This is a genomic window from Candidatus Phyllobacterium onerii (assembly GCF_028331445.1).
Taxonomy (GTDB): domain Bacteria; phylum Pseudomonadota; class Alphaproteobacteria; order Rhizobiales; family Rhizobiaceae; genus Phyllobacterium; species Phyllobacterium onerii.
Genome location: NZ_JAQMHX010000006.1, coordinates 88,584 through 113,427 on the forward strand (window position 1 = coordinate 88,584; position 24,844 = coordinate 113,427).

General features: G+C 57.0%; 29 protein-coding genes. 22 read left to right on the plus strand and 7 right to left on the minus strand.

Annotated elements, in window-relative coordinates; all coding sequences use genetic code 11:
- Positions 1 to 168 precede the first annotated feature (168 nt).
- Positions 169 to 921 carry an SGNH/GDSL hydrolase family protein gene (locus PHA01_RS15090; RefSeq protein WP_271896814.1) on the plus strand — a complete coding sequence of 251 codons (753 nt, stop codon included), beginning with the start codon at positions 169 to 171 and terminating at the stop codon, positions 919 to 921.
- Here PHA01_RS15090 and PHA01_RS15095 read toward each other — a convergent pair.
- On the minus strand, positions 915 to 1,079 hold the full coding sequence (locus tag PHA01_RS15095; protein WP_183665176.1) for a hypothetical protein: 165 nt from the start codon (positions 1,077 to 1,079) through the stop codon (positions 915 to 917). The genes PHA01_RS15090 and PHA01_RS15095 overlap by 7 nt on opposite strands.
- 122 nt (positions 1,080 to 1,201) lie before the next feature.
- Here PHA01_RS15095 and PHA01_RS15100 point away from each other — a divergent pair, with 122 nt between their 5' ends.
- The 4 genes from PHA01_RS15100 (at position 1,202) to PHA01_RS15115 (ending at position 4,817) form a co-directional block, all read left to right on the plus strand.
- Positions 1,202 to 3,109, plus strand: coding sequence for a propionyl-CoA synthetase (locus PHA01_RS15100; protein WP_271896815.1), 1,908 nt, complete (start codon positions 1,202 to 1,204; stop codon positions 3,107 to 3,109).
- A gap of 83 nt (positions 3,110 to 3,192) precedes the next feature.
- Positions 3,193 to 3,492, plus strand: a complete 300-nt coding sequence (locus PHA01_RS15105; RefSeq protein WP_271897409.1) for a DUF1127 domain-containing protein — start codon at positions 3,193 to 3,195, stop codon at positions 3,490 to 3,492.
- 28 nt (positions 3,493 to 3,520) lie between these two features.
- Positions 3,521 to 4,120: a DJ-1/PfpI family protein gene (locus PHA01_RS15110; RefSeq protein ID WP_271896817.1), complete on the plus strand. Its 600-nt coding sequence runs from the start codon at positions 3,521 to 3,523 to the stop codon at positions 4,118 to 4,120.
- A complete protein-coding gene (locus PHA01_RS15115; protein WP_271896818.1) occupies positions 4,107 to 4,817 on the plus strand; it encodes a helix-turn-helix transcriptional regulator in 711 nt (236 codons plus the stop codon). The genes PHA01_RS15110 and PHA01_RS15115 overlap by 14 nt, the downstream gene beginning before the upstream one ends.
- 50 nt (positions 4,818 to 4,867) lie before the next feature.
- Here PHA01_RS15115 and PHA01_RS15120 read toward each other — a convergent pair whose 3' ends face one another.
- Positions 4,868 to 5,563, minus strand: a complete 696-nt coding sequence (locus PHA01_RS15120) for a DUF1013 domain-containing protein (RefSeq protein ID WP_271896820.1) — start codon at positions 5,561 to 5,563, stop codon at positions 4,868 to 4,870.
- A gap of 227 nt (positions 5,564 to 5,790) precedes the next feature.
- Between PHA01_RS15120 and PHA01_RS15125 the strand changes: the two genes are divergently transcribed.
- The gene (locus tag PHA01_RS15125; protein ID WP_271896822.1) at positions 5,791 to 7,989 is read left to right on the plus strand and encodes an esterase-like activity of phytase family protein; all 2,199 of its coding nucleotides are present in this window, start codon (positions 5,791 to 5,793) and stop codon (positions 7,987 to 7,989) included.
- Positions 7,990 to 8,049: 60 nt separating this feature from the next.
- Here the strand turns inward: PHA01_RS15125 and PHA01_RS15130 are convergent, their stop codons facing one another.
- Positions 8,050 to 9,054: an NAD(P)H-quinone oxidoreductase gene (locus tag PHA01_RS15130; protein WP_271896824.1), complete on the minus strand. Its 1,005-nt coding sequence runs from the start codon at positions 9,052 to 9,054 to the stop codon at positions 8,050 to 8,052.
- 95 nt (positions 9,055 to 9,149) lie between these two features.
- On the opposite strand from PHA01_RS15130, the gene PHA01_RS15135 reads away from it, so the two are divergent.
- From PHA01_RS15135 to PHA01_RS15145, 3 genes are all read left to right on the plus strand, one after another.
- Positions 9,150 to 9,335, plus strand: a complete 186-nt coding sequence (locus PHA01_RS15135; RefSeq protein WP_112524575.1) for a DUF1192 domain-containing protein — start codon at positions 9,150 to 9,152, stop codon at positions 9,333 to 9,335.
- A gap of 112 nt (positions 9,336 to 9,447) precedes the next feature.
- On the plus strand, positions 9,448 to 10,689 hold the full coding sequence (locus PHA01_RS15140; protein ID WP_271896826.1) for an MFS transporter: 1,242 nt from the start codon (positions 9,448 to 9,450) through the stop codon (positions 10,687 to 10,689).
- A gap of 57 nt (positions 10,690 to 10,746) precedes the next feature.
- A complete protein-coding gene (locus PHA01_RS15145; RefSeq protein ID WP_271896828.1) occupies positions 10,747 to 11,010 on the plus strand; it encodes an ArsR/SmtB family transcription factor in 264 nt (87 codons plus the stop codon).
- Positions 11,011 to 11,181: 171 nt separating this feature from the next.
- Here PHA01_RS15145 and PHA01_RS15150 read toward each other — a convergent pair whose 3' ends face one another.
- Positions 11,182 to 11,361 (minus strand): YdcH family protein, encoded by a 180-nt coding sequence (locus PHA01_RS15150; RefSeq protein WP_114431205.1) that lies wholly within the window; start codon positions 11,359 to 11,361, stop codon positions 11,182 to 11,184.
- A gap of 226 nt (positions 11,362 to 11,587) precedes the next feature.
- On the opposite strand from PHA01_RS15150, the gene PHA01_RS15155 reads away from it, so the two are divergent.
- The 5 genes from PHA01_RS15155 (at position 11,588) to PHA01_RS15175 (ending at position 14,414) form a co-directional block, all read left to right on the plus strand.
- On the plus strand, positions 11,588 to 11,791 hold the full coding sequence (locus PHA01_RS15155) for a YdcH family protein (protein ID WP_271896831.1): 204 nt from the start codon (positions 11,588 to 11,590) through the stop codon (positions 11,789 to 11,791).
- An 89-nt stretch (positions 11,792 to 11,880) separates the two neighbouring features.
- Positions 11,881 to 12,378 carry a 5-(carboxyamino)imidazole ribonucleotide mutase gene (purE, locus tag PHA01_RS15160; RefSeq protein WP_271896833.1) on the plus strand — a complete coding sequence of 166 codons (498 nt, stop codon included), beginning with the start codon at positions 11,881 to 11,883 and terminating at the stop codon, positions 12,376 to 12,378.
- Positions 12,379 to 12,380: 2 nt separating this feature from the next.
- The gene (locus PHA01_RS15165; protein WP_271896835.1) at positions 12,381 to 13,454 is read left to right on the plus strand and encodes a 5-(carboxyamino)imidazole ribonucleotide synthase; all 1,074 of its coding nucleotides are present in this window, start codon (positions 12,381 to 12,383) and stop codon (positions 13,452 to 13,454) included.
- Between the two features lie 166 nt (positions 13,455 to 13,620).
- Entirely contained in the window at positions 13,621 to 13,746 is a 126-nt protein-coding gene (gene ykgO / locus PHA01_RS15170; RefSeq protein WP_100000962.1) for a type B 50S ribosomal protein L36, read from the plus strand.
- 62 nt (positions 13,747 to 13,808) lie between these two features.
- On the plus strand, positions 13,809 to 14,414 hold the full coding sequence (locus PHA01_RS15175) for a tetratricopeptide repeat protein (protein WP_271896839.1): 606 nt from the start codon (positions 13,809 to 13,811) through the stop codon (positions 14,412 to 14,414).
- A gap of 265 nt (positions 14,415 to 14,679) precedes the next feature.
- On the opposite strand, the gene pyk is transcribed toward PHA01_RS15175, so the two are convergent.
- Together pyk and PHA01_RS15185 are read right to left on the minus strand one after the other, a co-directional pair.
- Positions 14,680 to 16,116 (minus strand): pyruvate kinase, encoded by a 1,437-nt coding sequence (pyk, locus tag PHA01_RS15180; RefSeq protein WP_271896841.1) that lies wholly within the window; start codon positions 16,114 to 16,116, stop codon positions 14,680 to 14,682.
- On the minus strand, positions 16,113 to 16,592 hold the full coding sequence (locus PHA01_RS15185; RefSeq protein WP_271897380.1) for a DUF1036 domain-containing protein: 480 nt from the start codon (positions 16,590 to 16,592) through the stop codon (positions 16,113 to 16,115). Before PHA01_RS15185 ends, pyk begins: the two co-directional genes overlap by 4 nt.
- 431 nt (positions 16,593 to 17,023) lie before the next feature.
- On the opposite strand from PHA01_RS15185, the gene PHA01_RS15190 reads away from it, so the two are divergent.
- Together PHA01_RS15190 and PHA01_RS15195 are read left to right on the plus strand one after the other, a co-directional pair.
- Positions 17,024 to 17,329 carry a DUF1244 domain-containing protein gene (locus tag PHA01_RS15190; RefSeq protein ID WP_271896842.1) on the plus strand — a complete coding sequence of 102 codons (306 nt, stop codon included), beginning with the start codon at positions 17,024 to 17,026 and terminating at the stop codon, positions 17,327 to 17,329.
- A gap of 166 nt (positions 17,330 to 17,495) precedes the next feature.
- Positions 17,496 to 17,765, plus strand: coding sequence for a DUF2312 domain-containing protein (locus PHA01_RS15195; RefSeq protein ID WP_370637210.1), 270 nt, complete (start codon positions 17,496 to 17,498; stop codon positions 17,763 to 17,765).
- A 96-nt stretch (positions 17,766 to 17,861) separates the two neighbouring features.
- Here the strand turns inward: PHA01_RS15195 and PHA01_RS15200 are convergent, their stop codons facing one another.
- Positions 17,862 to 18,755 carry a GntR family transcriptional regulator gene (locus PHA01_RS15200; RefSeq protein WP_271896844.1) on the minus strand — a complete coding sequence of 298 codons (894 nt, stop codon included), beginning with the start codon at positions 18,753 to 18,755 and terminating at the stop codon, positions 17,862 to 17,864.
- Between the two features lie 303 nt (positions 18,756 to 19,058).
- Between PHA01_RS15200 and PHA01_RS15205 the strand changes: the two genes are divergently transcribed.
- From PHA01_RS15205 to PHA01_RS15230, 6 genes are read left to right on the plus strand one after another with little or no spacing between them, the layout of a single operon-like run.
- The gene (locus tag PHA01_RS15205) at positions 19,059 to 19,868 is read left to right on the plus strand and encodes an ABC transporter substrate-binding protein (protein WP_271896846.1); all 810 of its coding nucleotides are present in this window, start codon (positions 19,059 to 19,061) and stop codon (positions 19,866 to 19,868) included.
- 24 nt (positions 19,869 to 19,892) lie between these two features.
- Positions 19,893 to 20,621, plus strand: coding sequence for an amino acid ABC transporter permease (locus tag PHA01_RS15210; RefSeq protein ID WP_224510598.1), 729 nt, complete (start codon positions 19,893 to 19,895; stop codon positions 20,619 to 20,621).
- Positions 20,622 to 20,632: 11 nt separating this feature from the next.
- Positions 20,633 to 21,382 carry an amino acid ABC transporter ATP-binding protein gene (locus tag PHA01_RS15215; RefSeq protein WP_271896850.1) on the plus strand — a complete coding sequence of 250 codons (750 nt, stop codon included), beginning with the start codon at positions 20,633 to 20,635 and terminating at the stop codon, positions 21,380 to 21,382.
- Between the two features lie 14 nt (positions 21,383 to 21,396).
- The gene (locus PHA01_RS15220) at positions 21,397 to 22,554 is read left to right on the plus strand and encodes a M20 family metallopeptidase (protein ID WP_271896851.1); all 1,158 of its coding nucleotides are present in this window, start codon (positions 21,397 to 21,399) and stop codon (positions 22,552 to 22,554) included.
- Positions 22,555 to 23,655 carry a mandelate racemase/muconate lactonizing enzyme family protein gene (locus tag PHA01_RS15225; protein ID WP_271896853.1) on the plus strand — a complete coding sequence of 367 codons (1,101 nt, stop codon included), beginning with the start codon at positions 22,555 to 22,557 and terminating at the stop codon, positions 23,653 to 23,655.
- Positions 23,652 to 24,830: a M24 family metallopeptidase gene (locus PHA01_RS15230; protein WP_271896856.1), complete on the plus strand. Its 1,179-nt coding sequence runs from the start codon at positions 23,652 to 23,654 to the stop codon at positions 24,828 to 24,830. The genes PHA01_RS15225 and PHA01_RS15230 overlap by 4 nt, the downstream gene beginning before the upstream one ends.
- Positions 24,831 to 24,844 lie beyond the last annotated feature (14 nt).

A 24,844-nucleotide genomic window follows, 5' to 3' on the forward strand; every position in this document is an offset into this window, starting at 1 on the left:
AACGTATCTGATGGAGCCCGGGCTGGACAATCAGCCCGGGTTTTTTGCGCACCATTTGCCGGCCGGGATTTATAACGGAAACATTTATGCGTGGAAATCCAATGTGTTATTGTAGCATTTATGCATTCAGGCGAATGCATAAATGGCAAGGGAGGTATTTGCCTGCTAATGAAACCTTCGCCGTTCCATCCGCTGGTCAGCTGGCTGCTCTACCCTGTTTACGCTTGGCAGGGCACGAGCGTGCGGCGGAAAACAGAGCGTATGCTGCCGCCAAGCAACCTGCCCATAGGTGAGATAGCTGGCAAGGACCCGGCAATCAGGCTGCTCGTGATTGGCGATTCGTCCGCAGCCGGTGTTGGTGTAACCGATGCATGGCAGGGCCTTTGCGTGCGGCTTGCGGTGCATCTGCAGGGGCGAACCGGGCGCAAGATCATCTGGCGCACCGCGGGCTTCAATTCGGCGACGTCCGGCCAATTGCGCGATCACGTCGTGCCCAATCTCGAGCGTGGCATGTGGACCCATATCGTGCTGACGACCGGCACCAACGACGCCAAGAATTTCCATTCACTGCCGCGCTTCAAGCGCGAGTTTGGCGGACTGCTCTACGCGCTCAAGGCGAAGTGGCCGGAAGCGCATATCGTCTGGTCGAAGGTCATCGATTTTCGCGATGTTCCGGCCATGCCGCCTCTGCTCGGCCGCATCCTTGAAGCAAGGGCGAGTGCAATCAACAGACTGGGAGAACGGCTTTGCCGCGAGCGCATGGCAATACCTGCGGCGCGTCTGCCGATAGAGGGACCGGAAGGCTTTTCCAGCGACGGCTTCCATGCATCGGCGCTTGGATATGATGCCTGGGCGAAACATCTCGTGCCCTATATTCTCAACCTGCCAGGCATGGAAAGCGATCCGGTGGATAATCAATAGCCTGCATGTCCGAGCAGGACGAGCGCGAACATCGCAAGAATGGCACCGGCGGCTATCTTCCAGAAATCACCGCGTTTTTTCAATCCCGGCCAGCCCAACGGTTTGATGATGTGCAACGCCATCATCAGGATCAGCACCAGAGGCAGGATTTTGGTCATGGAGGCATTTTACCCGCGCGGATGATCGGTGGGCCGAGGAGTGGGCGATCCATGTGCGATTGTCAATTCCACCTTTGACTCTGCGTGGCACATTAGGGATGCTCTGAGCCGGGAGGATACGCATGACATCGCGATACAAAGAAATCTATCAGGAATGGCAGTCTGACCCGGAGGCATTTTGGGCTCATGCCGCCGTGGCGATCGATTGGATCCGGCCATGGGAAAAGGTGTTCGATGCCGATGACGGGCCCTATGGCCGCTGGTATGTGGGTGCTGAGTGCAACACTTGCTACAACGCCGTAGATCGCCATGTGGCGCAGGGGCGCGGCGATCAGCTTGCACTCATCCACGACAGCGCAGTGACCGGGACCCAGCGCAAGATCACCTATGCGGAGCTTTTGAGCGATATCAATGCGCTGGCAGCAGTTCTGACAGACAAGGGAGTCAAAAAGGGCGACCGCGTCATCATCTACATGGCCATGGTGCCGGAGGCCGTTGTCGCGATGCTTGCCTGCGCTCGCATTGGGGCTGTGCATTCCGTGGTCTTTGGTGGCTTCGCCGCGCATGAGCTTGCTACGCGCATCGAGGACGCTAAACCGGTGATGATCATAGCGACTTCCTGCGGCCTCGAACCGGGGCGGGTCGTCGCCTATAAGCCCATGCTCGACAAGGCTATGGAGCAGGCTAAACATAAGGTCAGCGCCTGCCTGATCCTCGTTCGCCCGCAGCAGCCGCACGAGATGGTCGAGGGACGCGATTTCGATTATGCGAAGGCGGTTGACGCTGCAGCGGGACGTGAAGTGCCATGCGCCGCGCTGAAGGCGACGGACCCGCTATATATTCTGTACACTTCCGGTACGACCGGCCAGCCCAAGGGCGTCGTGCGCGACAATGGCGGGCATCTGGTGGCGCTTGCCTGGTCCATGGGCGCGATCTATGACACAAGGCCGGGCGACGTGTTCTGGGCGGCTTCAGACATAGGCTGGGCCGTGGGCCATTCCTATATCGCGTATGCGCCTCTGTTCATCGGGGCAACGAGCATCGTCTATGAGGGCAAGCCGGTTGGAACGCCGGATGCGGGTACGTTCTGGCGCATTATCTCCGAGCACAAAGTCAGGGTGCTGTTCACGGCGCCGACGGCCTTTCGGGCCATCAAGAAGGAAGATCCTAAAGGCGAGTTCATCGGCAAGCATGATATCTCGTCGCTGAAATACTTGTTCCTGGCCGGGGAGCGCGCCGACACGGACACGATCAAATGGGCGGAGGAAAAACTCGGCGTTCCAGTCATCGATCATTGGTGGCAGACAGAGAGCGGCTGGCCGATGGCCGCCAATCCAGCCGGGCTCGGAATGCTGCCGGTCAAATACGGTTCGCCGACAGTGCCGATGCCGGGATATGACGTGCAGGTGCTTGACGATGCAGGGCATCCGGTGAAACGCGGCGAACTCGGTAATATCGTTGTCAAGCTGCCGTTGCCGCCCGCATGCCTGCCGACGTTGTGGAATGCCGACCAGCGTTTTCGCGAGGCTTACACCACCGAATTTCCCGGTTACTACAAGACTGCCGACGCCGGGATCATCGATGAAGAGGGCTATGTCTACATCATGAGCCGTACCGACGACATCATCAATGTTGCCGGGCATCGCCTTTCCACCGGCGCGATGGAGGAGGTGCTTTCAAGCCACCCGGACGTCGCCGAATGTGCTGTGATCGGCATTGCCGATCATTTGAAAGGGCAGGTGCCTTGCGGCTTCATCGTGCTCAAATCCGGTGTGACGCGGGACGAGACCGAGATCGAACAGGATTGCGTCGCACTGATTCGGGACAAGATCGGTCCGATAGCGGCTTTCAAGACGGCACTGACGGCAAAGCGCCTGCCTAAAACGCGCTCCGGCAAGATTTTGCGGGGCACGATGCAGAAGATTGCCGATCAGGAGTCGTGGAATATGCCGGCCACGATCGATGATCCCGCGATCCTTGAGGAGATCAAGTTGGTGCTCAATGCACGCGGGATCGGTGTCAAAAATTAATCCGCACTCATGACACCCTACTGACAGAAGGTTGTCAGGAGGGGTGTGCGATAGTGTCTCCGTAGTCAAAAGGAGACAGGGATATGACTTACGTTGATTTTGGCATTACCCGCACAGTAAAGCGTCTGCTTTCGGATTTCACTGCGTATCGTGAAGAAATGCGTACGGAGCGTCATATCAGTACGCTTCCCGAGCATATCCTGAAGGATATTGGCTGGCCGGATGCCTATGCCGAACGTCTCGCACGTCGAGGCTCCATGAAAGAAAAGGAGGCTGGCACGGAAAGTGCCAGCTCCGACCTCGCTCCATGGCAGCTTGGATGGCCGAAGGCTCGCCGGCCGAGAAAAGTCAGCAAATCGGGTTATTTCGGACTAGAATGCTGAGATAATCGGCAAAATGGGAGCGAAAGATATGGAGCAGAAAAAGACGATCGGGTTCGTTTTCGTCGATAAATTCGCCGATTGGGAATTTGGATTGCTTTCAGGATCGGCGGTCGACTGGTTTAGCGCACGTACCGTAGCGCTGTCACCGTCGACCGGTCCGGTCAAATCCATTGGCGGCCTCAGACTGGTGCCGGATCGCGGTGTCGCGCCCGAAGAAAATGCCGACCTCGATGCGGTTGCAGTCATCGGTGCAGAGACCTGGCCGAGCGAGGATGCTCCTGACATTGCGCCGTTATTGAGCGCCACACTGGCACGCGGCGGCATCGTTGGCGGCATTTGCGGCGGGACGTTGGCTTTGGCTCGCGCTGGGCTTTTTGAAGGGCGAAAACATACGAGCAATGGCGCCGGCTGGATACAGTCAAAGATAAGCGACTACTCGGGATCTTCGCTTTACCAGGATGTTCCCCATGCGGTGCGGGACGCGCACATTGTCAGCGCTCCAGGATCTGCACCCGGCACATTCACGACCAATTTCCTCGAAGCTCTTTACCCTGAAAAGGCCGGGCAGGTTGCGGAGATGCGCGAATTCATCGCCAGAGAGTATAGGACCGACAATGCGCAGGGCTGACCGCCTTTTCCAGATTGTGCAGAAGCTGCGCGGCGGGCGCCTGGTAACCGCACGTCAGCTTGCCGAAAAGCTCGAGGTATCCGAGCGCACGATCTACCGTGACATCGCTGATCTGCAATCGACCGGCGTGCCGATTGATGGCGAGGCCGGCGTCGGCTACATCCTGCGCGAGGGTTTCGATCTGCCGCCACTGATGTTTACGCGCGATGAAGTTGTGGCGCTCGTTGCTGGTGCGCGGTTGATTACGGCCTGGGGTGGTGCATCCATGGCCCGCGCCGCGGAGGAAGCCATTATCAAGATAGGCGCCGTTCTGCCCAAAGAAGAGCGCCCGCGCATTACGAATACCCATGTTCATTCGACCAGCTATAACATCAGTGACAACGACCGGGCACTCATCGACCTTGCGGAGAACGCCGCTGAACAATGCCGTATCCTTTCGATCACTTATACTGATCTCGACGGCAACGAGAGTGCCCGTGACATCCGGCCGCTCGGTCTATGGTTCTGGGGCAAAGTGTGGACACTGATCAGCTGGTGCGAACTGCGCAATGATTTTCGTACGTTCCGCATTGACCGGATCGCCAAGGTCGAGAAGATCGACAGAATTTTCCGCCAGGAGCGCGGCAAGACGCTGGCGGATTTCTACCGCCGTGTAGAGCTGAGCGAAACACCCGATACCAAGGCTCGTGTTTCATGAAAAAAGCCCGGCAATGCCGGGCTTTTTCAATTGTTTTGCTTTTGTGAAGTCTATTCTTCGTCGTCGTTTTCCTGGTGGCCCTTGAGGGACGACAGCTTGGCGAATACCTTGTCGGCGTCGAGCTCCTGGTCCTCTTCGCGGACCGTTGGCTGAATGTCGAGGTTTTCGGTTGCCGATGCAGGGAGCAGCGTATCGCCACCCTCGCCTGGCTGCTGTACCGGCCGTCCGCGGGATGAACGTTCCACCTCGATGTCGAGATCGATCTGCGAGGACAGGCCGAGGGTGACCGGATCCATCGGCTGAAGGTTGTTTGAATTCCAGTGCGTACGGTTGCGGATCTGTTCGATGGTGGATTTCGTCGTACCGATCAGGCGCGAAATCTGCGCGTCCTTCAATTCCGGGTGGTTGCGAACCAGCCAGAGAATGGCATTCGGGCGATCCTGGCGCTTCGATAGCGGTGTATAGCGCGGACCCTTGCGCTTGGTTTCCGGAACGCGAACCTTCGGCTCGAGAATTTTCAGCTTGTAGTTGGGATCAGCCTCGCCCTTGGCAATTTCCTCGCGCGACAACTGACCAGTGATCAATGGATCAAGACCCTTGATGCCCTGGGCGGATTCGCCATCCGCAATTGCCTTCACTTCGAGCGGATGCAGCTTGCAGAATGCAGCGATCTGATCGAAGGACAGCGCAGTATTGTCGACAAGCCAGACGGCCGTTGCCTTTGGCATTAGAAGCTGGGTGGCCATAGATATAGTCCTCTCGTTCGTCCGCTCCGGGGGCGCGGGACGTGGGTTCAACCACAATTTCCGGGAATTCGGCGCCTATATAGCGTTATTTTGTTCGATGAGCAAGAATCGGTTTCGATCACAAACGGGTACAACCGGGCGTTTCATCAAACTGTCACGAAACTGTCATTCCGTTGCAATGCGGCTAGGCGAACCATCCCCCAACAAAAACAGGAGGTTTACCAAACATGTCGCGCAAATCGCTCTATCTTGGTCTCTGGACTGCCCTGGCGGCGTCCGTTGCCATTCCCGCCGCTGCCGAACCGATTTTCAATCGAATCGCGAGTTTCCCGGTGGCGGACAATCTGCCGAAGGATGCAGACAAGTCGAAGCCGACATCGTCGGAAATCATCACTGCATCGGAAGATGGTAAGACGCTGATCTATTCCGACAGCCCCTATGGCGCTATCGGCTTCGTTGACATCACCGATCCGGCCAAGCCGCAGGCGGGTGGGATCATCAAGGTCGAGGGTGAGCCAACTTCGGTTGCGACTGTTGGCGGAAATGTTCTGGCCGCTGTCAATACGTCCGAAAGCAAAGCCAAACCTTCAGGCCGGCTCGACGTCATTGATATTGCCAAACGCAAGGTCAACGCGACCTGCGACCTCGGCGGACAGCCGGATTCGGTTGCCATCTCCCCTGACAAGACCTTTGCCGCCGTAGTCATCGAGAATGAACGCGACGAAGAATTGAACGATGGCGAAATACCGCAGATGCCCTCGGGCAACCTCAAGATATTCTCGCTGAAAGACGGCGCCCCGGACTGCGCAACCATGAAAACGGTGGACTTGACGGGTCTTTCGGAGATTGCACCAACGGACGCGGAACCGGAATTCGTTTCCATCAACAGTCAGAATCAGATTGCGGTGACACTACAGGAGAACAATCACATTGCCGTTGTCGACGCGGCGACCGGCAAGATCGTCAGCCATTTCTCCGCTGGTACTGTCGATCTGGACAAGATCGATGTGAAGAATGACGGGGCTTTCAAGTTTGACGGCAGCATGAAGGGTGTGCTCCGCGAGCCGGACACCGTCAAGTGGCTTGACAATGATCGCTTCGTTGTCGCCAATGAAGGCGATTACAAAGGTGGTTCGCGCAGTTTCACCATCTTCACGAAGGACGGCAAGGTAGCCTACGAGTCCGGCCCTTCGCTCGAATACAAGATTGCGGAAGCCGGACATTATCCGGACAAGCGCAACAAAAAGGGTGTTGAGCTCGAAGGAGCCGAATTCGCCAAGTTTGGCGATACGCCCTATCTCTTCGTCGCGAGCGAACGCGCATCCATGGTCGGCGTTTACAAGGACACGGGCGCTGATCCGGAATTCGTTCAACTTCTGCCCTCGGGCATTGGGCCGGAAGGCGTTCTGGCGATCCCGTCGCGCAATCTCCTGATTACGGCGAATGAATCGGACCTCGTCGAAGATGGCGGCGCCCGCTCGCACGTCATGATCTATGAGCTCAAGGATCAGAAGCCCAATTATCCGCTGATCGTCTCTACAGCGAAAGATGATGGGACGCCTGTTGGCTGGGGCGCGCTATCTGGTCTCGTCGGTGACCTGAAGGAATCCGGCAAGCTATATGCCGTGTCGGATTCGATTTATTATTCCGCGCCGACAATCTACACGATCGATGCCAAGCAGACCCCGGCAAAAATCACCAACGCACTGGTGGTCAAACGTGGTGGCCAGGCTGCCCAGAAGCTCGATCTTGAAGGTATTACCACGGATGGCGATGGCGGTTTCTGGCTCGCCAACGAGGGTGATCAGGCGAAGCTTGTCCCGCATGCAATCCTCAATGTGAACGACAAGGGCGAAATCAAGAAAGAAATCGCGCTGCCGGACGACCTGCTGCCAAACCAGATCCGCTACGGTCTCGAAGGAATCACCCGTGTTGGCGAAGGCGATGACGCTGTGCTCTGGATGCCGATCCAGCGCGAATGGAAGGACGACGCGAAGGGTTTCGTCAAGCTCCTGCGCTACGACATCAAAAAGAAGGAATGGAGCGCCGTTTCCTATCCACTCGACAAGACTGAAAAGGGCTGGGTAGGACTGTCCGAAATCACTGCGCATGATGGCCAGCTTTACATCATCGAACGCGACAATCAGGTCGGTGCAAACGCCGTCAACAAGCATTTGTATCGCGTGGCGCTCGACGGGCTGAAGCCTGCCAAGATCGGCGAAAAGCTTCCAGTGGTGGAGAAGACGCTGGCGCATGACTTCATGGGTGACCTCAAGGCCAGCAATGGCTATGTCGCCGAGAAGCTTGAGGGCTTTACCGTCGACATCGACGGCAATGGTTATGCGGTGACCGACAATGACGGCGTCGACGGTTCTTCCGGCGAAACCATCTTCTTCAACATAGGTAAGGTTCAGGCAACAAACTGAGCCAGTTTACCGGCTTGCGTCCATCCTCCCGAATAGGAGGGTGGACGTTTTTCATTTCAATCAGCTCACATCGAGCACGATCTTGCCGATATGGTGCCCGTCCTCGATGCGTTCATGGGCCCGCCAGGCTTCATGCAGCGGGTAGATCATGTCGATCACCGGCGCCACACGGCGCTCGACCAGCAGGGGCCATACTTTGAGCTCGAGTTCGCGTGCGATCCCCGCCTTGAACTCGACCGGACGGTTGCGAAGGGTGGACCCTGTATGGGTCAGACGCTTGACCATAAGCTTCGATATATCAGTTGTGACTTTGGCGCCGTTCAGGAAGGCAATCTGCACAATACGGCCATCAAGCGCTGCGGCCTCATAATTGCGCTCCGTATAATCGCCACCCACCATATCGAGAGTGAGGTTGACACCCTTGCCGCCAGTCGCCTCCTTGACCGCCTCGACGAAGTCTTCACTGCGATAATTGATAGCGCGGTCAGCCCCGAGTTTCCGGCAGGCTTCGCATTTCTCGTCCGAACCCGCAGTGGTGATTACTGTGGCCCCGAAGGCCTTGGCCAGCTGGATTGCCGTGGTGCCTATTCCGGACGATCCGCCATGCACGAGAAAGGTTTCGCCGCTCTGCAAGCCGCCGCGCTCGAACACATTGTGCCAGACGGTGAAATAGGTTTCCGGAATTGCGGCGGCTTCAATGAAGCCGTAACCCGCTGGGATCGGCAATGCGTTGGTTTCATGTACCACGCAATATTGAGCGTAGCCCCCGCCTGCAACGAGCGCCGTGACACGTTCGCCAACGCGAAATCGCGTTACACCTTCGCCAACCGCGACAACATCGCCGGCGATTTCCAAACCAGGAATGTCGGAAGCGCCCGCCGGCGGCGGATAAAACCCTTGCCGCTGCAGCACATCAGGCCGGTTGACCCCGGCGGCGCGTACTTTGACGAGAAGCTCACCGGCTTTCGGCTCCGGAACGCTGCGCTCGCCCGGCTTCAGGACCAAGGGGCCGCCCGGCGCGGTGATTTCGACCGCCGTCATCGTCGTCGGAATTGTTTCGGCCATGGTGATCTCCCTCTGGATTGATTCGCCGGAATGGTTTGCAATTCCAAGCAGTTGGGCTGTATCCTCGAACACTAGGACGACAAGTGGAGGAAATAATGTCACTTTTCGACGAAGAACCAAGGCGCAAGATTGTCCACGACATCGGGCAGGACTTGTCGCTGTTATCGGTTGCCGAACTTGACGAGCGGATTGTCCTGCTGCGTTCCGAGATCACACGTCTTGAGGAAGAGCGGTCACGCAAGGGTGATAGCAAGGTCGCTGCTGAGGCCCTGTTCCGCTGAGGCCTACAAAGTTTTGCGGGTGACCTAAAATCTCCGCATTGCTGATTGAGACGAAGTCATCACCAGCCTGCTCCAGGCTGGCTCCATTCCCCATTCGCTTGAAGGGTTTGCCGTGTTCCGTTCGTTCATTCAGGTCTTCGCGCTCCTCTGCGGCACCTCCTTCCTCGTTATGGCATCCGGTCTCCACGGGTTGCTGTTGCCCTTGCGCGGTGGCGCGGAAGGTTTTTCGACGACGTCTCTCGGTCTTTTGGGAACAGCTTGGGCGGGCGGGTTCATCACGTCCTGCCTGCTAGCGCCGCGGCTTGTGCGCCGTGTCGGGCACGTCCGTGCCTTCAGCGCCTTTGCATCGATCGCCGCGATTGTGGCGCTGCTTACGGGAATTCTGGTCGATTCGACCGCCTGGATCGTCCTTCGCGCTTTGACCGGTTTTGCCATGGCGGGCTCCTACATGGTGATCGAGAGCTGGCTGAACGAGCGCGCGACCAATGCCAATCGCGGGCAAATTTTCGGTCTCTACATGGTGGTGAATTTTGGTTCTATCACTGTCGGGCAGATGATGATCGGCTTCGGCGACGTGCATACGGGCACGTTCTTCATGATGTCCGGCATTCTCTTCTGTCTAGCACTTATCCCGACCGCGATTTCTACGGCCAGCAGCCCGAAGCCACTGACCGAAGTGCAGCTTGATCTGAAGGCACTTTATCGCAATTCACCGGTGGCTTTCCTCGGCTGTATTCTGATCGGCATCGCCAATGGTGCGTTTGGAACGCTCGGCGCCGTTTATGGCGCGGCGACGGGCATATCGACCACCGAGATCGCTCTGATGATGAGCGCTTCGGTCATGGGCGGTGCGCTCATGCAGATCCCGGTCGGCCGCATGTCGGATCGCACCGACAGGCGGTACGTACTGGCCTTCGTCGGCGGTGCTGCGGCGCTGATCGGCCTGTTGATCTTCCTGATCGCACCCAGGCATGCCACGACCATTCTGATCATGACCGCGATCTATGGCGGCCTCGCCTATACGCTCTACCCGGTGGCTGTTGCCCATGCGAATGATTTTTCCGATCAGCAAAGCTTCATCAAGGTCACAAGCGGATTGTTGCTGCTCTATGGTTTTGGCACCATGATTGGGCCGATACTTGGCGCGTGGGCGATGGAGAGCGTTGCACCTGAAGGCCTGTTTGCCATCACGGCGCTGGCGCATATTTCGATCATGGCTCACGCGATCATACGATCCAGAATGCGTGCACCTGTGCCGATTGAACTGCGCGATAACTTCCAGACTGTTCATTCCGAACGTGTGACGCCCGAAGGGGTGAGGCTGGATCCTCGTGCAGAGACATTACCCGAATAGTTTTCAATTCGGTCGAAATCCGTTGACATTGCCGCTGGTTTAAAATGACTATTCCGGATGGTCGAAACGGATGCCTTTGCAGCAATTTCTGATCCAAACCGCCGCTATCTGCTCGAGGAGCTCAGACGCGGACCAAAAACCGTGAATGAATTGGCGACCGGCCTGCCGATTTCCCGTCCCGCCGTCTCCCAACACCTCAAGGCGCTTCTGGACGCGCGGCTGGTATCAGTCAAAGCCGAAGGCACGCGGCGGATCTATGCTGTCGATGACAACGGGTTCCTTTATCTGAACCTGTGGCTCGACCAGTTCTGGAACGAGTAAGTCCTTTTGATTTTTCCACCCTGACGGACCTTTGATGCGATCTTCTGCACTTCGGTGCCCATCGACGAGAAAAACCCGGCTCACCGCCTTTGCGGGAACCGGGTTTTTTCTAACTGCCAGTATGACGCTTCTTCAAGCTATCGACTGGAATTCTGCGGTCCTTCCGGATCGTTAGTGGTGAGTGACGGCTGCTTTCAGTCTTTCAATCTGCTCTTTGAGCACCAGCTTGCGTCGTTTCATATTGCTGATCGTCAGGTCGTCGGAGGCGGGACTTAACAGCGCGTCGGAAATTTCCTTTTCGAGCGCTCCATGCTTACGTTCAAGCGTTTCAAGATGAGACTCAATGGCCATCCGGCTTCTCCCTTGGTTGGTTTCGTCACGTATGCATGCTCTACTTGCCAAGCAGCAAGTTTATGACAGAGCCGTGACACTGTGCCATCACTTTAAGCAATTGTCGAATTTGTTTCGTAGGATTTTCTTGTTCCTTGAAATATGATATGGCGACGTGCTGGCCAGGACAGGTTGTCCACAACCAGAGACGCGATTCTTTTTATAGCGAAATACCGGGAATCACTGCATGTCCGACCAGGATCAGGCTGACGTTCGATTGGCAGTCGCAAGATTGAAACAGGAGCATCTGGACTTCGATGCCGCCATACAAGCAATGATCCAGGTTGGGTGTGACCAGCTTCGTATCCAGCGAATGAAGAAGAAGAAGCTCATCATCAAAGACAAGCTCATCGAGCTTGAAGACAAGATCACTCCCGACATTATCGCCTGACCTTAAACCTGAATATTGCGGTTTCGTCGCCAGCTTGCGGCGGTCCGTCTTTTCCGTTAATTCCTCCCGACAGATTTACAGGATGCTCAATGGCTGACAAACGCGCCGATGTTGCAATCATCATGGGAAGCCAGTCGGATTGGGCAACCATGCGTCACACTGCCGAAACGCTGGACAGTCTCGGCGTCTCTCATGACGACCGCATTGTTTCCGCGCACAGAACCCCTGACAGACTTGTAAGCTTCGCCAAGGGCGCGCGCGAAGCCGGTTTCAAGGTGATTATCGCGGGCGCGGGTGGGGCTGCTCACCTGCCGGGAATGGCCGCATCGATGACGGCGTTGCCGGTGTTTGGCGTGCCGGTGGAATCCAAGGCGCTTTCCGGGCAGGATTCACTCCTGTCGATCGTGCAGATGCCGGCCGGTATCCCCGTTGGCACTTTGGCGATCGGCCGAGCCGGTGCGGTCAATGCCGCTCTGCTGGCCGCTGCGGTTCTGAGCTTGAACGATGCCCCGCTGGCAAAGCGACTGGATGATTTCCGCAAGGCACAGAGCGACAAGGTCGCGTTGAGACCTTCTGACGAGGCGTAAGAATGATTTCCCCAGGATCAACGATTGGTATCATCGGTGGCGGTCAGCTTGGCCGTATGCTTGCCATGGCGGCGGCTCGACTCGGTTACAAAACTGTCATTCTAGAACCGCAGGAAAATTGTCCGGCGGCGCAAGTCGCAAACGAACATATCGTTGCGGCCTATGACGATCGGAATGCGCTTGAACAACTTGCCGAACTCTGTGACGTCATCACCTATGAATTCGAAAATGTTCCTGTCGATTCGGCCGAAATACTCAGTGAAATCAAACCTGTGTTTCCATCGCCGGGGGCCTTGAAAGTCTCACAGGACCGCGTCAGCGAAAAGCGCTTTCTAAACAATGCGGGGATCCAGACGACACAATGGCTCAGTGTCGAGAACGAGGGCGACCTTGAAGCGGCTCTGCTGGCGTTCGGTGGCAAAGGCATCCTCAAGTCACGTCGTTTCGGCTATGACGGCAAGGGGCAGGTCAAGTTTTCCGGTAAAAAAGGTGAGGACGCCAAAAAAGGATTCGCTGCCATTGGCAGTGTCCCCTCCATCCTGGAAGCGCTGGTCGATTTTGTCTGTGAAATTTCCGTCATCGCGGCTCGGGACGAAGCCGGCAATATAAAGACTTATGACATCACCGAGAACGTCCACAAGAATGGCATTCTTGCGACCTCGACAGTGCCGGTCTCGGTATCATCGACCGTTGCGGGCCTTGCCGCCGATGCAGCACGTAAACTGTTGGAGGGCCTGACGTATGTGGGCATTGCCGGCATGGAATTCTTCGTGCTCGCCAATGGGACTGTACTGGCGAACGAGTTTGCCCCGCGCGTGCATAATTCCGGTCACTGGACTGAAGCGGCCTGCGCCGTATCGCAATTCGAACAGCATATCAGGGCAATCACGGGCCTTCCGCTCGGCGATACGAGGCGGCATTCCGATTGTGTCATGGAGAACCTGATCGGTGACGATATCGCAAAAGTTCCAGAAATCCTCAAGGAGGCCGGCGCAGTCGTGCAACTCTATGGCAAGGCGGAAGCACGTCCGGGTCGCAAGATGGGCCATGTGACGCGGATCACGAAACGCCTTTAGCGATAAATAAATGCGTGATTCTCCGATGAATCATGCCATGAATCGTGAGCCGGGTGTTGACAATACAGGTAATCCTTGGCTATTTCCCCGCAACGTGTTTACGGCGCGCTTTTAAGGCGCGCTTTTTATTGGTGCCCGGTTTCGGGCGAAAGATACCGGTGCTGAAATGAAGATCAAGAACTCCCTTAAAGCCCTGAAGGGCCGTCATCGTGACAATCAGCTGGTCCGTCGCAAGGGCCGCATGTATATCATCAACAAGACTGCTCCGCGTTTCAAAGCGCGCCAGGGCTGATATTACCCGTCTCACGGTTATTTGCATTTGACGTTTCGCTGATACGGATTACCATTCGTGTCATGCGGAACGTTGTTGTATTTTCGGCTATTTTTCTACTTGGCTTGCCGGCAATTGCCACCGCGCAGGATCCACTGCCGCCGCCGCAGCGGGCCGCCTTGCCCAACCAGACATTGGCTGAAAAGCGCGCGGCGAGATTGGACGATCTGTTTGCCTCGCTGAAGCGTGAAAGCAACGAAGTCAAAGCGGCGCGTATTGCCTCATTGATACAGGCGCAATGGCAGAACTCCGGTAGTCCCACGATCGACCTGATGATGGGCTGGGCCGCTAAGGCCATGGAAGAAAAGAAGTATTCGGTCGCGCTGGATTTTCTGGACCAGGTCGTCGTGATGAAGCCGGACTATGCCGAGGGCTGGAACAGACGCGCAACCCTGAATTTTCTGGTGAACGATTACGGGCGTTCAATGGCGGATATCCAGAAGACACTAGCGCTTGAACCACGGCATTTCGGGGCCATGGCCGGTATGGCGGCGATCCTCAAGGATACCGGCCGCAAGGAGGCCGCATTGCAGGCTTTCGAGCGCGTTCTGACGGTCTATCCGATGATGCGCGAGGCGCAGAAGCAGGCGGGTGAACTGGCCGACGAACTGACCGGCCAGCGGACGTAACGCACGTCGCCACAACCAATTTTCCCGTATAGATGGAAAAACTTGCGTCAGAATCGACGTTTAACGCATGGGAATCGGTGGTTCTTGCGTAGGAATCGGATCATTGCGTTCCATTTGTCCATTGGAACGCAATCAAACTCTACTGCGGCGGGCATCTGCCCCGATTTTCTGCGCTTCCGGTGCTCACGTACGATGTGTACGCTGCGCTCCGGTTCTCGAAAACCACGCCATATGCCTCACCGCAGCGACTTTCAAGACCGACAAGTTAGATGCCCGTCAGCCCGTCCGATCCGATATAGGCGATGCGCAACATATTGGTCGAACCGGGCGTACGCAGCGGTACGCCGGCCGAGATGATGATGCGATCACCTGGATTGCCGAACTCTTCCTGGTAGGCGATGTGACAGGCACGATCGACCATGTCGTCGAGGTCGCTGGCATCTTCAGTTACAACGCAGTGCAATCCCCAGACAAGAGAGAGCTTGCGCGCCGTTTCGACAACGGGCGACAGCGCGATGATCGGCAATAGAGGCCGCTCACGTGCCGCGCGTAGTCCGGTTGTGCCGGATGCGGTGTAGGTGACGATCGCCGAGAGGTTGAGCGTTTCGGCGATCTGGCGAGCGGCCAGCGAAATCGCATCGGCGCCCGTCGCGTTCGGCTCGGGACGCTGGGCGTGAATGATGCCCGGGTAGTTCGGATCGCGCTCGACCTCCTCGGCGATGCGCGCCATGGTCGATACGGCTTCGACCGGATAGGCGCCGGCGGCGGATTCGGCCGAGAGCATGACCGCATCGGCGCCTTCGAATACGGCTGTCGCAACGTCCGAAACCTCGGCTCGTGTCGGAACCGCTGCCGTGATCATCGATTCCAGCATCTGCGTGGCGACGACGACGGGCTTGCCGGCTCTGCGGCAGGCACGGATGATCTGCTTCTGGATGCCGGGAACCGTCTCCAGCGGCATTTCAACACCGAGATCGCCGCGGGCAACCATGAGCGCGTCGGAGAGCTCGATGATCTCCTCGAGGCGGGTGACGGCCTGCGGCTTTTCAATCTTCGACAGCAAGGCAACGCGGCCGCGCGAGATCTTGCGTACTTCGGCAAGATCCTCCGGCCGCTGGATAAACGACAGGGCAACCCAGTCGACTTCCTCCTGCAGGACTGCATCGAGGTCGCGCCGGTCCTTTTCGGTGAGGGCGCTGACGCCGAGCGTCGTATCGGGCAGGCTGACGCCCTTCTTGTCGGAAATCGTCGTTCCGGAAACGACACGGCAGCGAATGTGCTTGCCGTCGGAAGCTTCCGCCACCAGCGCGAGCTTGCCATCGTCGATCAAAAGGCGGTGCCCCGGCTCAACGGCTTCGAGAATTTCCGGATGGGGCAGGAATACGCGGGTATTGTCGCCCGGCGTGTCATTGTCGTCGAGCGTGAAGGTCTGCCCGGCAACGAGGTCGGCCTTGCCGTCCTTGAACTTGCCAACGCGCAACTTCGGCCCCTGCAAGTCGGCGAGAATGCCGATCGGCCGCCCCAGTTCCTTTTCGACATTGCGCAGGCGGCGCACGAGTTCGCGCATCAGGTCATGGCTGGCATGGCTCATGTTGATGCGGAATACGTCCGCGCCGGCTTCGAACAGCTTGCGGATCATGGCTTCGTCGGAGGAAGCGGGACCCAGTGTGGCTAGAATTTTGACCTTGCGGCGGCGTCTCATGGAGCGGGGGTATCCGTTACGATTGGAGAGGAGGGGGGATTTTCTTCCGTAAGCTGGACCATCCAGCTTGTTTGCTCGCCGGTATCGTACTCCTGAAATCCGGAGCGCTGGAAACCGCGCGCGAAACAGTCATTGATACCGGTAATCTTGAATTGGTTTTCGGCGACGCACATGTTCACCCTGCCATCCCAGCGCCCGCCGCTCTGCGCATCTTCGGCGTAGAGATAATAATAGCGCGAAGTCAGCGGTCCGACCACAAGCGTTGTGCAGGAGGACGCATTGACGTGCCACCAACCTTCAGTAACCCAGCCGGATTTGGCCCGGTAACCGAGCGCAACGCCGACAAGGTTTTGCGTTGTGTTGCAGACGCGGAAATCGGCATGGGCTTTGTCAGGTGCAAAAAAACTGCCCGCAATGAAAATGAATAAAAAAGCCGCTAGAGCATTTCCGTTCTTCTTCGAAATACCGAACTGCATTAGCCGTTTGTTGTTACGCAATTCCGGACGCAAAACCACTGCACACTTTTGCTGGAATTGCTTTAGAAAGCCGCCCAATCGCGTCCGCTGATGCTGCTGTTCAGCGTGGAATATAGACCACTTGCGCAATATTGCCTCCGTACGTCATGGTCACCCTTTTCGGTAGTTTCGCGAGCATTGTCAACGCAACCACGTAGAGTTCCTGCAACACTAAGACAAAAGAATGATGCCTGAATTACCAACCAGGCTATGAATGATGGAAAACAAGCCCAATTCATTTTGAAAGACCTTCGTTGATTGCTAATTTTTCGTTGCCTCTAATCAGCAAATAGCCCCTATTCTTGACGCAATGAATCGCAACTCCAATATGTACGGGGCCACAGTCAGGACCCGTTAATCTGGCCGAACCAGACCCGATCGAGGACGTTTAAATGAGCAATCTTACTGACGACCAGCGCATTGCGCTTGAAGCTGCCGTTTTTCGCCGGCTTGTGGAGCATTTGCGGACCCGCAGCGACGTGCAGAATATCGATCTGATGAATCTGGCGGGGTTCTGCCGCAACTGCCTGTCGAACTGGTATCGCGAAGCGGCTGAAGCGTCCGGCGAAGAGCTTTCCAAGGAAGAATCACGCGAAATCATCTATGGCGAACCCTATGCGGAATGGCAGGCCAAGCATCAGCGTGAAGCCAGCGATGCGCAGAAAGCGGCTTTTGAGTCGAACAAGCCTGCGCATTGATCGCTCCTGACTCTACCCTCTTGTTTTACACAATTCCGGACGCAAAACCGGCTCCCACTTTTGCTGGAATTGCTCAATTGTCTTGACTCATCATGCACTGGTCGGGCATCGGAACCCCTCGCGCGGCCGGTCTTGAGTCGCGAATTGAATTTTTACGGAGCGAGAGATGAGCATGGATGATTTGGCAGCACAGGGCGGCGTCGAAGGTGTAGCTGCGGCAGAGCTTCGGCAGTTCATCGAACGCATCGAGCGTCTGGAAGAGGAAAAGACCACGCTTCAGGACGATATCAAGGAAGTGATGGCCGAAGCCAAGGGCCGTGGTTACGACACCAAGATCATCCGCACGATCGTTCGGCTGCGCAAGAAGGACGCCAACGAGCGCAAGGAAGAAGAAGCGATCCTTGAATTGTATATGAATGCGCTCGGGATGGTATGATTACTCGAGTCTCTGCTGCAAGCAAACGCTCCAGCCTTCGAGGCCGCAATCGCGGGTGCCTTTCTTGGTACGGCTGGGTAGAACCCCATCGGCTATCTATGCAGTTTGATAGCGTGGTGCTGCTGTCAACGCAGTTGTAAGGTGGCTCGTCATCAACAGGGCCGCTTTCTGTTGGTCGCCAACGGATATTGCGTCAAGAATGGTGACATGCTCGTGGCACCAATCCCGAACGCGTCGACGGTTGGTGTACCCGCCAAACTCCAATAGTCGGCGCAACCGGTTCTGTTGCTGTATCGCCTGCAGAAAGAAGATATTGCCGCTGAATTCAGCGACCATTTCGTGAAATTGCGCATCTGTTTCAAAAAGCTGGCGGGGATCTACGGTCGTAATGTCAGGATGCGCTTCAAGGTAGAGATGCTGAAGACGCGATCGTTCGAGGGCGGCAGCATCGAAGCGAAACGTTTTAAGCAAAATCCCTGCCGGCTCGATCGTCTTACGGAAGTCATAGCTGTTACGCAGAGCCACCTGCGTATCAAGGGTAGGAAGAAAGGTCCAACCGCGGCCGCTATTCCTGGCGATCAATCCGTCGTTGACCAGATGCGCAATTGTACGCTGCAAGAGGATCCTGTCGACACCATAGCGGCGACTGATTTCAGTCTGTGTGATCGTTTCGTTGAGCTGGCCAGAAAGCCGGTCTTCTACTATGCGGGTATAAAGATCCTGATCGGCCGTAGACGGAATTTCGACTTCCAACCGGTGAAGCTCTTCGGGCGGGGCTTTGAGGAAAAATCCCTGATTCTTGATTGCCTCAACCGCGCCACGCTCGGCAAGTAAGGTGAGTGCGGACCTTATCGGCGTCCTCGAGACGCCGAGCAGGTCACCAAGCTGCTGTTCGCGCAGGTGATGGCCAGGTTCGAAGCGCGCTTCGCGCGCAACATCAAGAATTTGATTGGCGAGCCGATATCGGCTCTGACGCGCATTGTTCGCCATTCCAGGCTCCACTTAGTACGAGTAGTGCCGAGCTTATACAATTGTATTGATAGAATTCACAAGCGGATCGCGTGTCGACCGTCCCAGTTGGCATAGGAAAAATGCGTTATTTCCGCCTGACAACCCGATATGATCAAGCGGAAATGTATATTTTAGGGCAAAAAGGTGCATTCTTGCCCAAATATTAGGCAAACCCATTGATTGCGCAATTTTACGCACTTCCGACTTGACAGCTCCTGAATGAATTGTATTGTTAGTAACATAAAGTGCAATATTAGTCACGCAGAAAAATGAGGGAAGCCAATGAACAAGACAATGATTGCTGCATTTGCCTTGACGTTATGCGCCGCCACGCCCGTGGCTGCTGCGGACCTGCCTGCAACCGGTTTGGTCGAGAATGGATCATTGACGTATGGCGTTGCTGCTACCTTTGCGCCGTTCGAATTTCAGAAGGGCGGACAGCTTACGGGTTTTGACATCGATATGATTCAGGCGCTGGCCAAGAAACTCAATGGCCAGGCCAAGGCGATGAACATGGAGTTCAAAGGTCTGATACCCGCGCTCAGCGGCGGCCGGATCGATCTCATCAACTCGGCGATGTATATGAATGCCAAGCGCGCTGAGCAGGTCGACTTCATTCCGTATCTCAAAATCGGCAATCAGGTCATTGTTCAGGCGGGTAATCCGGCAAAAATAACAGGGCGTGATGACTCTCTCTGTGGCAAGACGATTTCGGTGACGCTCGGCGGGATTCAGGAGAACCAGGCTCGCGCCGACGATGAGCGCTGCAAGACAAAGGGCCTCGACGGCGTCAAGGTCCTGACATTCCCGACCGCACAGGATTCCGCGCTTACGCTGCGGCAGGGTCGGGCGGATGCCACCTTCGACTCCACACCCGGTGCCGTTGTCCTGCAAAGCGAGGTGCCGGGCGTCTATGAAACGGTCGGAGCCGAGTTCGAATCGGACACCAGCATCGGCATGGCAACACGCAAAGGCGATACAGCGGTACAGGGCGCAATAAAGGCGGCGCTTGAGGAGATCGTGGCTGACGGAACCTACAAGCAGCTGATCGAAAAATGGAAACTTCCGGCCTCCGTATCGATCTTCAACTGACATGCATTAGAGAAGGAGAGCGGGATGTCACTCGAACTCGTCTTCGACTATCTGGTTTCGCCCGCTTTCTTTCACGGTGCGATGCTTACGCTCCTGATTACAGCGACATCGCTTTTATTTGGAATTATCGTCGGCCTCGTCGTGGCGCTCCTGCAGGAATCGCGCTTCCGCTTTCTGCAGGGGTCGACGCTCGTCTATCTCTGGCTCTTCCGCGGCACGCCCGTCCTGTTCCAGATCATATTCATTTACAATGTCCTGCCCACCTTCGGGATCCGGCTTTCGGCTTTCGTCAGTGCCGTCATCGCGCTCTCGCTGAATGAAGGCGCCTACATGGCCGAAATCATTCGGTCCGGGCTACAGGCAGTGAAGAAAGGCCAGCGGACAGCCGGTCTTGCGCTCGGTATGACGCGGGCTGCCGTCATGCGCTATATCGTGATCCCGCAGGCTGCACGTATCATCCTTCCACCAATTGGCAATCAGATGATCGGCATGCTCAAGACGAGCGCTCTCGTTTCTGTCGTCGCGGTTGAGGAACTGCTGCTCGTTGCCAACCAGACGGCGAGCTCGAATTTCCGCTATTTCGAAGCATTGACTGCGGCGGGTATCTACTATCTGGCGCTGACAACTCTGTTCATGGTGTTTCAATACTTCCTCGAACGATCGCTTGACCCCAAGCGAGCCCGTCGAAGCCAAAAGTCAGTCCCCCTTCTTGATCGGCTGACGCTCATCACCCAGCAAACCGAATCCCGGTGAAGGAGAAAGCCATGCCAACGTCTGTTCAGCCGCCACTCCTCGAATTGATGGGCGTCCATAAGAGCTTCGGGCACTACGAGGTGCTCAAGGCATGCAGCCTCGGCGTAAAGAGCCGGGAAACCGTCGTCATAATCGGGCCTTCGGGATCCGGGAAGTCCACGCTCTTGCGCTGCGTCAATCTTCTTGAGCCACCTGATAGCGGTAATATCTTCTTCGATGGCGCAGATATTACCTCTGATTTGCGCAACGCTACTGAAATTCGCCGCCATATCGGGATGGTTTTCCAAAATTTCGAACTGTTCCAGCATTTGTCGGCAGTCGAGAATATCATGCTTGCGCCGATGAAGGTGTCGGGTATCAGCAGATCGGACGCCCACGACATCGCGACCGATCTGCTGCGCAAGGTCCACATTCCCGAAAAAGCCGATTTCTTTCCTGACGAGCTGTCGGGCGGCCAGCAGCAACGCATTGCAATTGCCCGCGCACTCGCCATGAAGCCCAAGCTCATGCTCTACGACGAGCCAACCTCCGCCCTCGACCCGGAAATGATCCGCGAAGTTCTGGACGTAATGGCGGAACTCAGCAGCGAGGGCATGACGAGTATTGTCGTCACACATGAAATGGGTTTTGCCAAACGCGCTGCCGATCAAATCGTCTTCATGGAGAACGGCGAAGTCATCGAGAACGCGTCCAGCGAAGAGTTCTTCGGCGGCACCGTGAACGAGCGCGCGCGGCGGTTTCTCGATCAGATACTGCACTAACCGGAAGAATATACATGTCTCAGATGCCCGACACCGCGCGCATGAAGCGCGAACTCGCCGAAATCATCAGTATTCGCACGGAAAACCCGCCTGGCCGGGAAGCCGATGCCGCGGTCTACGTCCAGAACCTCCTCGTGGCGGCTGGCTTTGAAGTTTCGCTCACGGAATACAAACCCGGCCGTTTCAACGTCGAGGCGCGGCTTGAAAACGGCCTCGGCCCGGTCTTCGCCTTTAATACCCACATGGATACCGTGCCGGCAGGAGAGGGGTGGAGTTCCGACCCTTTCCAGCTTCGCGAGGCCGATGGCAACCTCTTCGGCCGCGGCGCATGCGATTGCAAGGGACCCCTGATCGCGATGGTGGAAGCCCTGCGGATGCTGGCTTCCGAGCGTCAGTCCTGGTCCGGCACGCTGCTCGGCGTCTTCGTCGGTGACGAGGAGATCGCGAGTGAGGGGGCAAAATTCTATGCAGCGGGCAAGCCGAAGATTGACTTCGCTGTTGTCGGCGAGCCGACGTCAAACACGACATTCTCCGCCCACAAGGGAAGTTTGCGCCCGGTTGTCCGCGTGTACGGCGTGTCCGCTCATTCTGGCACGCCTCATCTTGGAGAGAACGCTATTTATCGGGCGGCTCAGCTCCTCGGAATGATCGAGACCCACCACGATAAAGTAGTGCGTCTCCGCGCTCATCCGCTGGTCGGGGAAGCCAGTCTCACAGTAACCCGCATTTGGGGCGGCCATGCAGACAATGTGCTGCCGGGCGCTTGCGATCTGCTGCTTGACCGCCGGATGGTCCCGGGCGAGGACGAAGAGGCTGTAAAAAAGGAGATCGCCGATCTGCTGCTGGCGGCCAATCGGCGATTTGGCTTGCGCGCCGAGATCGTCGATTACAGGGCGACCACTGGCAGCGCGACCGAAACGGCAGGCGATGCCACAATAGTGCAGGCAAGCCTCGCGGCGTGCAGGGCCCATGGGATCTCGACGCCAGGCCCGTTCGGGTTTCAGGGAGGCTGCGATCTCGTCCACTTCCGGGAACTCGGTGCACAGGGAACGGTGATAGGGCCAGGCACTCTATCTGTCGCTCACAAGCCGGATGAATTCGTGCCGGTTGATGAATTCGTCACGGCGGCCCTCATCTATCGTGACGTCGCGAAGTCAATGCTCTCGGCCTAGATGATGCGCGCCTCACTTTATCGCACCTCGCTTCGCTACGGCGGCGGTCTTATGCTTCACACGGCCTCGTCGGGTCCTGTTGACGGCCTGGATACCCTACACCTGCGATTGCAGGACAAGGTAATCACGGCGGTGGGCGAGGTTCGCATCAACATCGCCTACCTGAACGGAATGGCGGCCGAAACTGTCGAGAGTGAGGCAGTAGGGCTGTTGGAGTGTGTTGACTGGACGAAGGATGCCGAACGCCTTCTGACAGACCTCTCGATAACCGACGGCGTGAGTGCACCGGTGCGTATGCTTGTTGATATCGCGCTCCACGATTTTTTGGCAAGGCGGGACGGTATTCCGCTTGCCGCATGGCTCGGCGCTGATTGCAGCGGAGTGGTCTCATATCCCACCAACCAGACGCTTTTCATTTCATCAGCCGGGCGCTTCCTGTCGCAGGCAGAGAGTTACGTGTCGCGCGGGTTCTGCGATCTGAAGGTGCGCGTCGGCTCTGCCGGATTTGATGATGACGTTGCGCGCCTGGTTGCACTGCGCGAGCGGTTCGGCGCGGACATCAAGCTCGCCATCGATGCGAATGGAGCGTGGAGCGCTGACGAGGCTGCGGAAAATCTGTCAGCGCTGGCGGGATTCGAATTGGCCTATGTCGAGCAGCCGGTGGCCGCCGGGGACTGGGATGTGCTGAACAGGCTCGCCGAGACGAGCCCCATCCCTCTGATGCTGGACGAGAGCGTTGCAGGCCAGGCTGATGTTGACACCTTAATCAGGTCGAACGGCAGACTTTGGGCCCATCTCAAGCTTGTAAAGCTGGGCGGGATAGCCCCGACGCGGGCGGCTGCGGATCGGCTGCGTGCGGCCGGCATTCCGTTCATGATCGGTCAGATGAACGAAGGGGGCATAGCGACGGCTGCTGCCCTGCATCTTGCCTGTGCCGTTGGTCCGCATTTTGCCGAACTCTATGGCGCAGACGGCCTGGAGAACGATCCGGCGAGTGGTCTCATCTACGCGCAAGGCCGGGTGGGCAGTAGTGCCGCGCCGGGCTTGGGATTGACATTCGACCCATCAAAGACGCGTCTCATCAGGGAGTTTTCAGCATGAACATATCCAGCGGTGTTGTGCAGGGACAGGAATCTGCCTTTCCCAAGGAGGAATATGAGCGCCGGCAGGCGCGGGCGCGCGAAAACCTTGCCGCTGCAGATATCGACGCGCTCGTTGTCACGGGTCCGGAGAACATCTTCTATCTGACAGGTCAACAGACCCCCGGATACTACACGTTTCAGGCGCTGGTGCTTCCTGCCGCCGGAGATCCGGTCTTCGTCATCCGCCAACTCGAATATTTCAATTTCATCGCCAACACTTTCATTCCGGATGCGGAGGTTTATCAGGATGGCGACGAGCCCGTCTCGTTCCTGGTGGCGGTCATCGAAAAACGCGGGCTTGCCTCAAAGCGGGTCGCGATCGATAAGCGTGGCTGGTTCCTTCCGATAGCCGTCTACGAAACGCTGCAGACCCGATTGGGAGCGATTCATGACGGTGCCGGGTTGATCGAGAGCCTTCGCGCCGTCAAGTCTTCCCTCGAGGTAGAAAAGCTCGAGCGTGCCGCCAGCTATGTCGATAAGGGAATGCGGGCGGGGCTTGCCGCAGTCCGGATAGGAGCCAGCGAAAACGATCTCGTCGCGGCAATGATGGGGGCGGCAATCAGTGCCGGTTCTGAATATCTCGGTATGGAGCCGCTCGTTTCCGTCGGCCCGCGCACGGGAGTCCCCCATGGTACATGGCGCCGGCGCGAGATCGAAGCGGGCGATCCCGCCTTCCTCGAGATGGCGGCTTGCCATGACCGCTATCACGCTGCCCTCATGCGCTCCGCCTGGATCGGCTCTCCTCCAAAGGAAGCCGCCGACATGATGAAGACTTGCCAGGAGGCGCTGCAGGTTGCACTCGATGCTATTCGCCCGGGCGTACCGTGCGAGGTTCCGCATATCGCCTGCCAGAATGTGATCGACGCGGCCGGCTATACCGACAATTTCCGCAAGCGCCTTGGCTACAGTGTCGGAATCTCGTTTGCACCTGACTGGGGCGAGGGTGCCATCCTCAGCCTCAACGCTGGCGTGAAGACCGAGTTGCAGCCGGGAATGACATTTCACCTCCCTCCGGCGCTTCGCATCTATGGGCGCTTCACAGTCGGTGTCAGCGAAACCATCGTCGTCACTGAAACCGGATATCGCGCGCTCGGCAGCATCGGCCGCGAACTGCTTGAAGTTGCAGATCACTGAACACTAAAGGGAAA

What these genes read in the sequence shown, in the direction of transcription:
- PHA01_RS15090 (WP_271896814.1), top strand. Translation starts at nt 169, where the DNA reads ATGAAACCTTCGCCGTTCCATCCGCTGGTCAGCTGGCTGCTCTACCCT.
- PHA01_RS15095 (WP_183665176.1), bottom strand. Translation starts at nt 1,079, where the DNA reads ATGACCAAAATCCTGCCTCTGGTGCTGATCCTGATGATGGCGTTGCAC.
- PHA01_RS15100 (WP_271896815.1), top strand. Translation starts at nt 1,202, where the DNA reads ATGACATCGCGATACAAAGAAATCTATCAGGAATGGCAGTCTGACCCG.
- PHA01_RS15105 (WP_271897409.1), top strand. Translation starts at nt 3,193, where the DNA reads ATGACTTACGTTGATTTTGGCATTACCCGCACAGTAAAGCGTCTGCTT.
- PHA01_RS15110 (WP_271896817.1), top strand. Translation starts at nt 3,521, where the DNA reads ATGGAGCAGAAAAAGACGATCGGGTTCGTTTTCGTCGATAAATTCGCC.
- PHA01_RS15115 (WP_271896818.1), top strand. Translation starts at nt 4,107, where the DNA reads ATGCGCAGGGCTGACCGCCTTTTCCAGATTGTGCAGAAGCTGCGCGGC.
- PHA01_RS15120 (WP_271896820.1), bottom strand. Translation starts at nt 5,563, where the DNA reads ATGGCCACCCAGCTTCTAATGCCAAAGGCAACGGCCGTCTGGCTTGTC.
- PHA01_RS15125 (WP_271896822.1), top strand. Translation starts at nt 5,791, where the DNA reads ATGTCGCGCAAATCGCTCTATCTTGGTCTCTGGACTGCCCTGGCGGCG.
- PHA01_RS15130 (WP_271896824.1), bottom strand. Translation starts at nt 9,054, where the DNA reads ATGGCCGAAACAATTCCGACGACGATGACGGCGGTCGAAATCACCGCG.
- PHA01_RS15135 (WP_112524575.1), top strand. Translation starts at nt 9,150, where the DNA reads ATGTCACTTTTCGACGAAGAACCAAGGCGCAAGATTGTCCACGACATC.
- PHA01_RS15145 (WP_271896828.1), top strand. Translation starts at nt 10,747, where the DNA reads ATGGTCGAAACGGATGCCTTTGCAGCAATTTCTGATCCAAACCGCCGC.
- PHA01_RS15150 (WP_114431205.1), bottom strand. Translation starts at nt 11,361, where the DNA reads ATGGCCATTGAGTCTCATCTTGAAACGCTTGAACGTAAGCATGGAGCG.
- PHA01_RS15155 (WP_271896831.1), top strand. Translation starts at nt 11,588, where the DNA reads ATGTCCGACCAGGATCAGGCTGACGTTCGATTGGCAGTCGCAAGATTG.
- purE (WP_271896833.1), top strand. Translation starts at nt 11,881, where the DNA reads ATGGCTGACAAACGCGCCGATGTTGCAATCATCATGGGAAGCCAGTCG.
- PHA01_RS15165 (WP_271896835.1), top strand. Translation starts at nt 12,381, where the DNA reads ATGATTTCCCCAGGATCAACGATTGGTATCATCGGTGGCGGTCAGCTT.
- ykgO (WP_100000962.1), top strand. Translation starts at nt 13,621, where the DNA reads ATGAAGATCAAGAACTCCCTTAAAGCCCTGAAGGGCCGTCATCGTGAC.
- PHA01_RS15175 (WP_271896839.1), top strand. Translation starts at nt 13,809, where the DNA reads ATGCGGAACGTTGTTGTATTTTCGGCTATTTTTCTACTTGGCTTGCCG.
- pyk (WP_271896841.1), bottom strand. Translation starts at nt 16,116, where the DNA reads ATGAGACGCCGCCGCAAGGTCAAAATTCTAGCCACACTGGGTCCCGCT.
- PHA01_RS15185 (WP_271897380.1), bottom strand. Translation starts at nt 16,592, where the DNA reads ATGCAGTTCGGTATTTCGAAGAAGAACGGAAATGCTCTAGCGGCTTTT.
- PHA01_RS15190 (WP_271896842.1), top strand. Translation starts at nt 17,024, where the DNA reads ATGAGCAATCTTACTGACGACCAGCGCATTGCGCTTGAAGCTGCCGTT.
- PHA01_RS15195 (WP_370637210.1), top strand. Translation starts at nt 17,496, where the DNA reads ATGAGCATGGATGATTTGGCAGCACAGGGCGGCGTCGAAGGTGTAGCT.
- PHA01_RS15200 (WP_271896844.1), bottom strand. Translation starts at nt 18,755, where the DNA reads ATGGCGAACAATGCGCGTCAGAGCCGATATCGGCTCGCCAATCAAATT.
- PHA01_RS15205 (WP_271896846.1), top strand. Translation starts at nt 19,059, where the DNA reads ATGAACAAGACAATGATTGCTGCATTTGCCTTGACGTTATGCGCCGCC.
- PHA01_RS15210 (WP_224510598.1), top strand. Translation starts at nt 19,893, where the DNA reads ATGTCACTCGAACTCGTCTTCGACTATCTGGTTTCGCCCGCTTTCTTT.
- PHA01_RS15215 (WP_271896850.1), top strand. Translation starts at nt 20,633, where the DNA reads ATGCCAACGTCTGTTCAGCCGCCACTCCTCGAATTGATGGGCGTCCAT.
- PHA01_RS15220 (WP_271896851.1), top strand. Translation starts at nt 21,397, where the DNA reads ATGTCTCAGATGCCCGACACCGCGCGCATGAAGCGCGAACTCGCCGAA.
- PHA01_RS15225 (WP_271896853.1), top strand. Translation starts at nt 22,555, where the DNA reads ATGATGCGCGCCTCACTTTATCGCACCTCGCTTCGCTACGGCGGCGGT.
- PHA01_RS15230 (WP_271896856.1), top strand. Translation starts at nt 23,652, where the DNA reads ATGAACATATCCAGCGGTGTTGTGCAGGGACAGGAATCTGCCTTTCCC.